We start from the raw sequence: 9,531 nt of genomic DNA, 5'->3' as shown, positions 1-9,531 counted from the left end.
CTTGCAACCCAGGCTCCCGGCGGGAAAATCGTCGCTGCGCGATTCATTCGTCTTATGCCGTCTGCCTGTCGGGTCGGGGCCGAGCCTGCATCCCTGCAGGCCGTCCCCTCTGCCCGCATCCCTGCGGGCAGACCCGGTCAGCCGTCAACGACTCATCGATTTTCAGCCGGACATGAGTCATCGCTTCAACTCTCTGACTTCCTGTTAAATCTGTTTTGCTGTTCAGATATATTCAAATAAAAATACAGATGGTCAGGCGTGGCTGGTCCGGCTGAAAATTGCCGGGAGCAATTTTGAACAGCGCTTGCGCTGGCCCCGAAGGGGTGAGCCCCAGGGATGGGGCGAATATTCCACGAAGTGGCAATTTTCCGTGCCGGGAGCCGGGATTGTAAAGGGTGCGGCGATAGCACCCTTTACACGTTCACAGGAACCGGTACATAAGAGAAGTAATGAACATAAGGTGAACGGAACAATGCCTCAGATTCATCATCCTGGTCAGTGGAGGTTGATTGATTCACTGCCGGATGGCGGCGCTTGCGCCTTATCCGGCCTACAAAAGCATGCAAACCGTAATCACGGACATTAACCTCAGGTACAAACCACTTTAATTGCCAGGCCTCCACGTGAGGTTTCACGGTATTTGTCGTTCATGTCTTTGCCCGTCTCGTACATGGTCTCGATCACTTTATCGAGTGACACGCGTGGCTCGGACGTCCGGCGTAACGCCATTCGTGCGGCGTTGACGGCTTTCACTGCGTTGATCGCATTACGCTCAATGCACGGTATCTGCACTTGTCCGGCCACCGGGTCACAGGTAAGGCCAAGGTTATGCTCCATCGCGATCTCAGCCGCAATGCAGACCTGCGCAGGGCTACCACCAAGCAATTCCGTCAGCCCGGCCGCCGCCATTGAGCAGGCCACACCAATTTCGCCCTGACAGCCGACTTCGGCACCAGAAATCGAGGCGTTCATCTTATACAGCGCGCCTATCGCCCCGGCAGCCAGTAAATAGCGGGCGATGGAATTGGCATTCACCGGACGGCGGAATTTGTCGTAATAAGCCAGCACGGCAGGGATAATCCCGCATGCGCCATTGGTCGGTGCGGTCACAACCCGACACCCGGCGGCGTTTTCTTCGCTCACGGCCAGCGCGAACATGTTGATCCAGTCAATGACGTTCATCGGATCGCTGGACAAGTTATCGCTGGAGACCAGCAACCGACGCAGTGCCACGGCGCGGCGCGGAACGTTAAGCGGGCCAGGCAGGACGCCTTCGGTGTTCATGCCGCGCTCAATCCCGGCGTGCATGACGTCCCAGATGGCGGCAAAGCCAGCATCAATTTCTTCTTTGCTGCGCATCGCCAGTTCGTTTTGCATCATCAGGCCGGAGACCGACAGCCCGTTACGCTCGCACAGTTTCAGCAGTTCACTGGCGGAATGAAAATTGTAGGGCACATGTGCTTCAACATCATGCGCCTGACCAAATTGCTCCTCTTCAACGATAAAACCACCGCCGACGGAGTAATAGGTTTTGCTTAATAGTGTCTCGGTGTCGTTCCACGCGGTGATACGCATGCCATTCTCATGGCGCGGCAGCGTTTCGGTATGAAAGAGAATATTTTCGTCTGGGGAGAAATCGACAACATGTGTGCCCTCGGCAACCGGTAAACGCCCGGTACGGGCTACTTCCTGTGTAAAACCAGCGATTGAATCTATGTTAACGTTTTGCGGACTGTTACCTGCCAGTCCCATCATGATGGCGACATCTGTCGCATGACCTTTTCCGGTCAGGGAAAGCGATCCATAAAGATCGACCACAATATGCGTAGCTTTGGGGAGTTCCCCGCTGCTGACCAACAGATCGATAAAGCTTTTACCTGCGTTCATTGGCCCCACGGTATGGGAGCTGGAAGGTCCAATGCCAATCTTAAAAATATCGAATGCGCTAATCATATCCACACCCTCGGATTGCCGTTCAGTGAAGACCAGGTTTCACACTCATTAAAGGATCGGGGCGATCCACACGACCGCCCCGCAGGGGATTACACCGTGTCGCCACGTACGGCGATGGCTTCGATCTCCAGCTTCACATCCTTCGGTAAGCGGGCGACCTGCACGCAACTGCGCGTGGGGTAGATAGCCTTGTGCTCATCAAAGAACTGCTGGTACACCTGGTTAATGGTGGCGAAGTCGTTCAGGTCGGAAACGAAAACGGTCGTCTTCACGATATCGCTCACTTTCAAACCTGCGGACTCGACGATCGCTTTCACGTTTTCCAGGCTTTGACGCGCCTGATCGGATACGTTTTCAGCCACTTCACCGGTCTGCGGACATACCGGGATTTGACCTGACGTCAACACCATGCTGCCCAGATCCACACCTTGTACGTAAGGCCCAATCGCCCCTGGCGCACATTCGGTTGCAATAACTTTTCTCATAGCCCCTCCGGCGTCAAAGCGCCTGGGTGAAAGTACGGGAAATGACATCCTGCTGCTGTTCACGGGTCAACGCATTGAAGCGCACCGCATAACCAGACACACGGATCGTCAGGTTCGGATAGTTTTCCGGGTGCTCAATCGCATCCATCAACATTTCACGATTCATGACGTTAACGTTCAGATGCTGCCCACCTTCCACATGCGCTTCATGATGGAAGTATCCGTCCAGCAGACCAACCAGGTTGGTTTTACGCACGCCATCCTCTTTGCCCAGCGCTGCCGGCACAATGGAGAAGGTGTACGAGATACCGTCTTTGGCATAGGTGAACGGCAGTTTAGCGACCGAGGTTAACGACGCCACCGCACCTTTACGATCGCGGCCGTGCATCGGGTTCGCCCCTGGTGCAAACGGCGTGCCTGCGCGACGTCCATCCGGCGTGTTACCGGTTTTCTGGCCGTACACCACGTTGGAGGTGATGGTCAGAATGGACTGTGTCGGCACCGCGTTACGATAGGTAGGCAACACTTTAATTTTCTTCATAAAGCGTTCGACCAGGTCACAGGCAATGCTGTCTACGCGCTCATCGTTGTTACCGTATTGCGGATAGTCGCCTTCAATTTCGAAATCGACAGCCAGACCATTTTCATCACGAATTGGTTTCACTCGTGCGTACTTAATCGCTGACAGAGAATCCGCCGCTACGGAGAGGCCCGCCATACCACACGCCATCGTGCGATACACGTCACGATCGTGCAGCGCCATCAGCGACGCTTCGTAGCTGTACTTGTCGTGCATGTAGTGGATGATATTCAGAGCGCTGATGTACTGCACGGCCAGCCAGTCCATAAAGTGGTCCAGGCTCTCCATCACCGTGTCGTAATCCAGCACATCATCCATCAGTGGCGCGGTTTTCGGTCCGACCTGGATTTTCAGTTTCTCATCCACACCGCCGTTGATTGCGTACAGCAACGTTTTGGCGAGGTTGGCACGTGCGCCGAAGAACTGCATTTGTTTGCCGATAACCATCGGGCTGACGCAACAGGCAATGGCATAGTCATCGCTGTCAAAGTCTGCACGCATCAGGTCGTCGTTTTCATACTGTAAAGACGAGGTGATGATAGACACCTGGGCGGCATATTTTTTGAAAGCAATCGGTAGCTGCTCAGACCACAGCACCGTCAGGTTCGGCTCAGGTGCCGGTCCCATGGTGTGCAGCGTATGCAGGTAGCGGAACGAGTTTTTCGTCACCAGCGTGCGGCCATCCAGCCCCATCCCACCGATAACTTCGGTCGCCCAAATAGGGTCACCAGAGAACAGGGTGTCGAATTCCGGCGTACGCAGGAAGCGCACCATACGGATCTTCATGATGAAGTGGTCGATCAGTTCCTGCGCCTGCTGCTCGGTTAAGGTACCTGCTTTAAAGTCACGCTCAATGTAGATATCGAGGAACGATGCGGTACGGCCCAGCGACATAGCGCCGCCATTCTGAGATTTCACCGCAGCCAGGTAAGCAAAGTACACCCACTGTACCGCTTCCTGCGCATTACGCGCCGGACGGGAGATATCGCAGCCGTATTTCGCCGCCATTTCCTGCATTTGCAGCAGGGCACGACGGTGCTCAGACAACTCTTCACGCAGGCGAATCGTGGCTTCAAGATTCTGCCCCCACTCCAGGTTCGACTGAAGATCGGCAAATTGCAGTTCACGTTCACGCACCAGGTAGCGAATACCGTACAGCGCCACGCGGCGGTAGTCACCGATAATGCGGCCACGACCATAGCCATCCGGCAGACCAGTCAGTACGCCGGATTTACGGCAGCGCAACATATCCGGAGAGTAGGCATCGAACACACCCTGATTATGGGTTTTACGCAGTTCTGTAAACTGATATTCAAAATCAGCGTCCATCTCACGACCATAAGCATCAAAAGAGCTTTTGATCATGTTGATGCCGCCAAACGGATGCAGAGCGCGCTTGAGCGGCTTATCCGTTTGCAGACCGACAATCTTTTCCAGTTCTTGTTCAATATACCCCGCATCGTGTGCGGTAATTGTCGTTGCAATATTGGTATCGAAATCAACCGGCGCGTGCGTTGAGTTTTCAATACGGATGCCCGCCATGACTTTTTCCCACAGCGCAGTGGTCGCAGGCGTAGCTTCGGCGAGGAAAGATTCATCCCCTTCATAAGGCGTGTAGTTGTGCTGAATAAAATCACGGACATTAATTTCTTCTTTCCAGTCCGTACCTTTAAAGCCGTTCCAGGCTTCGGCATACAGCATATCGCTGGTATCGATATTTACCTTCATGAAAAATAATCTCTCTGCTGAAAATTAATTATGCAAATTCTACTGGTGTATTAATTTTGCCCAACGCAATGGCATCACGTGCAATCATTTTCTCTTCATTTGTGGGAATTACCGCACAAATAACACGAGCATCTTTATTAGAGATAATTCTTTCGCCATGGGAATTTGGCAGGCTATTCATCTCGCTGTCGATATTCACCCCTAAAACGGCGAGGTGTTCAATCACCAGGCGGCGAATTAATACTGAATTCTCACCAATTCCACCGGTGAAAATAATCCCATCAAGACGATGCAACGATGCAGCATGTCCGGCGATATGACGCGCAATACGATGCACAAACGTTTTAATCGCCAGTTGTGCGCGTTCGTGTCCCTCGTGCCAGGCTTTTTCCAGTGTACGTAAGTCGGACGACAAACCGGAAATACCCAACAGGCCAGATTCCTTATTCACTACGCGCTCAAGGTCGCTCAGCGTCTGGTTGGTTTCACTGGCGATCCACGCCATCGCACCGAAGTCCACATCACCGCTGCGGGTCCCCATCATCAGGCCTTCCAGCGGCGTCATCCCCATCGAGGTATCCACGCTCTGTCCATTACGAACCGCACAGATAGACGCCCCATTCCCGAGGTGAGCCACAACCAGGCCAGAATCATCATGCGGTAGCTCAAGCAGCTCATGCGCACGTTGAGAAACATAACGGTGCGACGTGCCGTGGAAGCCATAACGACGAACACCCAGCTCCTCAAAATATTTCCACGGTAAACCGTACATATACGCTTCAGGCGCCATTGTCTGGTGGAAGCTGGTATCAAATACCGCGACCTGCTGCACGCCCGGGAAAAGGTGCTGCGCGGACTCGATCCCACTCAGGTTCGCATAATTATGTAACGGTGCTAAAGGAGAGACCCGGCGAATATTCTCGATAACTTCGTCAGTAATAATTGCTGATTCGGTAAAGATATTTCCGCCGTGGGCAATACGGTGGCCAATTAAGGCCACGCTGTCCATTAAATTACGGCTCTCCAGTTCAACGGCAATAGCCTTTAATGCATCTTCGTAGCTGTGGTGAGCCAGCTTAGCTGGCTCTCCTCCATTAATTGCTATGAACGCATTTTCAGAGTTAATACCGTCTGCAATTCCCGCCATTAAAACTTCACAGTTTGCTGCATCCAGCACTGAGAATTTAATTGAAGATGAACCGCAGTTAATAACCAGTACTACCGGAAACTCATTCATTTCACTACTCCGCTCATCCTGAGCTTATGGATTAAAACAGTTTGTAAACGATGTTCAGGATGGTCAGCAAACCAATCACGGTAACAAACACGTTATCCAGACGGCCACGGTATTTCGCCAGTGACGGCGCTTTACGGATGGCATACATCGGCAGCAGGCAGAGCAGTGAGGCGATAATTGGCGCACCCATCGCTTCAATCAGGTCCAGAATGTTCGGGTTGGCGTAAGCCACAACCCAGGTGGACCCCATGATGAAGATCATGCTGATAGTGTTGAGTTTACCGGCGGAAACTTTGGTTTTATCGCCTTTGTAACCAAACTTCAGCACCAGACCGTTCAGACCTTCCAGCGTGCCCAGATAGTGGCCGAAGAAAGATTTGAAGATAGCAACCAGTGCAATGATTGAAGCACCGTATTCCAGAACGGTCGCGAAGGTGGACTTCGTCCCGGACAGTGAAGCGAAGTGGTTCGCCAGATAAGACAGTACTGGAATGTTCTGCGCTTTCGCATCCGCCATGTTTGCCGGAGAGAGTGTGAACAGGCAGCTAAAGGCGAAGAACATTACCACCGCAACCATCAGCATACTGGCGCGAGAGATAATTTTAGAACATTTCTGCTCGGTAAATTCACGACCAAAATCTTTCTCATACTCTTCACGTTTAGAGACCACGAAGGAAGAAACAATCGGCGAGAAGTTGAAAGAGAACACCATGATGGAAATACCCAGCCACACAGTGACCAGAATACCGTCATGACCCGTCAGCGCGATATTGCTGAGATCAACCTGTTGGATAACTGCAGAGTTCCAGTAAGGAATCAGGGACAGGGAGATAAGCACCAGGCTGGCAATAAACGGCCACACCAGGTAGCTCATCACTTTAACCATCAGGTCCTTACCAAACCAGATGACGAATGCCATCAGCAGCAGCAGGAACAGGGCGACAAAGCCGCGGTTCAGCGCAGGCATCTGCAACTGGTTTTCCCAGAAGGTCATAAAGGTGTTGGTAATGGTGACGCCGTAAATCCACAGCAGCGGACAAATCGCAAAGAAGTAGAGGAACGTGATAACCACACCGCCCGTTTTACCAAAGTGCTCTTCAACCGTTTCTGTGATGTTGCCGGAAGGATTAGAACCAGAAAGACACAGGCGTGCCAGCGCACGGTGGCAATAGAAAGCGATGGGGTATGCTAACACCAGCATCAACAGAATGGGGATCAAGCCGCCAAAACCTGCGCGGATAGGGAAGAACAACACCCCGGCGCCGATGGCTGTACCAAATAAACCCAGTGTCCAGGTGGTGTCCGATTTGCGCCAGGACGATTGTTTTGTCTGGCTGGATACAATGCTATCAGTAGTACTCATATCCTATCCTCAACGAAGTATATTAAGCGTCAACTAAACCAGTAATTTGGGATACACGAGAAAGATCGATATTACCGCCAGAAATAATGCTGACTGTTTTTCTGTTCTGGATATAGCTATCTAATTTCCCGCTTAATAATGCTGCGCATGCCAGCGCGCCGGCACCTTCAGTCACAACTTTATTTCGCTGAATTAATGCCACCATGCTGTTGCGAATTTCATCTTCGCTGACCAGGACAATGTCATCTACCAACTCACGAACGATTTCATACGTTAAAGTACCCGGGCGAGAGACGTCACAACCATCCGCCAGGGTGCCGGTCGTTCGGTGCGTGGTTATTTCTCCAGCGTGGAAAGATGCCGCCATGCCGTGAACGTTTTCAGACTGCACACCAATAATTCTAATTGTTGGGTTGATAGATTTAATTGCTACGGCAATACCCGCAATCAGTCCGCCACCGCCAATTGGCACAATCACGTTATCGACATCGTATAAATCTTCTAAAATTTCCAGGCCAATCGTTCCCTGGCCGGCAATCACTTTTGGATCATCATATGGCGGAATAAAGATACGGCCTTCAGTTTCTACAATCTCGCTGACCTTCGCGATAGTGTCGTTGAAGTTATCGCCGTGCAGCACAACTTCTGCGGAGTAATCGCAGGTTGCCGCTACTTTAGATTTCGGCGCGCCTTTTGGCATCACCACTTTGCCGTCGATACCGAGCATAGCGCAGGAGAGAGAAACGCCCTGCGCATGGTTACCCGCAGAACACGCCACCACACCTTTACGTCTTTCAGCTTCGGTTAATGAACTGAGCTTATTAAAAGCACCACGGATTTTAAATGAGCCGGTACGCTGCATGTTTTCGAATTTGAGGAAAATTTCCCCTTTGCAACGTTCACTAAAATAGTTAGAGCGAGGCATTCCCGTTTTATAAATTTTCCCCGCCAGTCTTTTTTTCGCTTCGAGGATATCTTCAATTGCAACTGGGAGATCGTATGTAATGTGCATTAGAACCTCTTACTAGGGTATTAAAGTAAATAGATAGCCGTGACCATTGTCAGATATAGACAGATGGCGTTTATTTTGTGTTAAAACAAATTCAATCTTTAATCAATTTCAATTAATTGCCTTCGTCTCCGACAATTATATGATGAATATTCTTTGGCTAATTCCACCAAAATAGATGCTGCTTTTTTAATTCGATAATTTTTCGACCATACGGCGGCATAACGCGCGACAGGTAAGGTTTCTTCTACCGGGATAGTAATAAACTGGTTTGAGCCAAACGGTGTGGTCATATCGCAGGGAATTACTGTTAAGAAATCAGCATTGAGAACAAGATTATAAATCGTAACGACAGAGTCTGTTTTAACGATGTTTTCACTGCTGATGCCATTATTTTGTAACGTGGTAAGAAGTTCGCTGTAGTACCCCATATTCGTTTGTGGCAACACCCACTGTTCGTTTTTCAACGCGCTCAGCGAGGTGATGCCGGTGCATGTTCGGGACTTGCTGGCAACCAGGATGAAGTCTGACTCAAAGAGCGGCTCGACGTGCAGATCGTGCAGTTTCATCTCATCACTTAGCGTACCGATGGCGAAGTCCAGACGCCCGTCACGAATCGCCGGTAAGAAGGAGGAGAGCTGAGCTTCATACATAGAAACCTGCGCTTTCGGGAACACTTCTTTGAATTTTTTAATCATGCCGGACATGATGGTAAAGGCAATCAGTGAAGGAAAGCCAAACGACACATCAACGACCGCGTTGCTGGTCATGCTGTTCATCTCATCAACCATGTTTTTCATTTCGCGGGTAATGGATTCAGACCATGAAAGCATCACCTGACCTGCCTGGGTCAGCGTCACACCGGTATTTTTACGTACGACTAACTCAATGCCAAAATAAGCCTCAACATCGTTAATGATTTTGCTGACAGCGGGTTGAGTTAAACCTAATTCTTTTGCAGCCGAGCCGATAGAACCACTTCTAATGACTTCCTGAAAGACCACTAAATGCTGTGTTTTAGGGAGAGTAATAGTATTCATATCGACCTGCGTTAATTACTTTGTTGACGGCAGGAAGTGTACCAAATTAAGCAATCGAGGATATGTGCGACCACTCACAAATCCCCTTCACTTACATTTTGTAAGATTATTATGAAACAATAAAACACTTTGTAAT

The 9,531-nt window shown here is 50.6% G+C and carries 8 protein-coding genes; 1 reads left to right on the top strand and 7 read right to left on the bottom strand.

Translation table 11 applies throughout. The features are described 5' to 3' along the window. The coding region (locus NNO02_RS21600) for a hypothetical protein (protein ID WP_271455698.1) at positions 1-240 on the top strand (240 nt) is incomplete at its 5' end. A gap of 348 nt (positions 241-588) precedes the next feature. On the opposite strand, the gene tdcG is transcribed toward NNO02_RS21600, so the two are convergent. The 7 genes from tdcG to tdcA all read right to left on the bottom strand — a co-directional run bounded on the left by tdcG (position 589) and on the right by tdcA (position 9,395). Then, complete coding sequence (gene tdcG / locus NNO02_RS21595) at positions 589-1,953, bottom strand: L-serine ammonia-lyase (RefSeq protein ID WP_271455697.1); 1,365 nt, start codon at positions 1,951-1,953, stop codon at positions 589-591. 89 nt (positions 1,954-2,042) lie between these two features. After that, complete coding sequence (locus NNO02_RS21590) at positions 2,043-2,438, bottom strand: enamine/imine deaminase (RefSeq protein WP_271455696.1); 396 nt, start codon at positions 2,436-2,438, stop codon at positions 2,043-2,045. 13 nt (positions 2,439-2,451) lie between these two features. Next, positions 2,452-4,746: a formate C-acetyltransferase gene (gene pflB / locus NNO02_RS21585; protein WP_271442074.1), complete on the bottom strand. Its 2,295-nt coding sequence runs from the start codon at positions 4,744-4,746 to the stop codon at positions 2,452-2,454. A 28-nt stretch (positions 4,747-4,774) separates the two neighbouring features. Continuing rightward, on the bottom strand, positions 4,775-5,983 hold the full coding sequence (gene tdcD, locus NNO02_RS21580; protein WP_271455695.1) for a propionate kinase: 1,209 nt from the start codon (positions 5,981-5,983) through the stop codon (positions 4,775-4,777). Between the two features lie 31 nt (positions 5,984-6,014). Then, on the bottom strand, positions 6,015-7,346 hold the full coding sequence (tdcC, locus tag NNO02_RS21575) for a threonine/serine transporter TdcC (protein WP_271442072.1): 1,332 nt from the start codon (positions 7,344-7,346) through the stop codon (positions 6,015-6,017). Positions 7,347-7,368: 22 nt separating this feature from the next. Continuing rightward, on the bottom strand, positions 7,369-8,358 hold the full coding sequence (gene tdcB / locus NNO02_RS21570) for a bifunctional threonine ammonia-lyase/L-serine ammonia-lyase TdcB (RefSeq protein ID WP_137382486.1): 990 nt from the start codon (positions 8,356-8,358) through the stop codon (positions 7,369-7,371). Between the two features lie 98 nt (positions 8,359-8,456). After that, positions 8,457-9,395, bottom strand: coding sequence for a transcriptional regulator TdcA (gene tdcA / locus NNO02_RS21565; protein ID WP_003828596.1), 939 nt, complete (start codon positions 9,393-9,395; stop codon positions 8,457-8,459). Between the last annotated feature and the right edge of the window lie 136 nt (positions 9,396-9,531).

The organism is Citrobacter sp. Awk 2 (assembly GCF_028069815.1).
Classification (GTDB): Bacteria; Pseudomonadota; Gammaproteobacteria; order Enterobacterales; family Enterobacteriaceae; genus Citrobacter.
The sequence above is the reverse complement of the archived record's forward strand: the minus strand, read 5'-3'. Positions and strand labels throughout refer to the sequence as shown.

What these genes read in the sequence shown, in the direction of transcription:
- tdcG (WP_271455697.1), bottom strand. Translation starts at nt 1,953, where the DNA reads ATGATTAGCGCATTCGATATTTTTAAGATTGGCATTGGACCTTCCAGC.
- NNO02_RS21590 (WP_271455696.1), bottom strand. Translation starts at nt 2,438, where the DNA reads ATGAGAAAAGTTATTGCAACCGAATGTGCGCCAGGGGCGATTGGGCCT.
- pflB (WP_271442074.1), bottom strand. Translation starts at nt 4,746, where the DNA reads ATGAAGGTAAATATCGATACCAGCGATATGCTGTATGCCGAAGCCTGG.
- tdcD (WP_271455695.1), bottom strand. Translation starts at nt 5,983, where the DNA reads ATGAATGAGTTTCCGGTAGTACTGGTTATTAACTGCGGTTCATCTTCA.
- tdcC (WP_271442072.1), bottom strand. Translation starts at nt 7,346, where the DNA reads ATGAGTACTACTGATAGCATTGTATCCAGCCAGACAAAACAATCGTCC.
- tdcB (WP_137382486.1), bottom strand. Translation starts at nt 8,358, where the DNA reads ATGCACATTACATACGATCTCCCAGTTGCAATTGAAGATATCCTCGAA.
- tdcA (WP_003828596.1), bottom strand. Translation starts at nt 9,395, where the DNA reads ATGAATACTATTACTCTCCCTAAAACACAGCATTTAGTGGTCTTTCAG.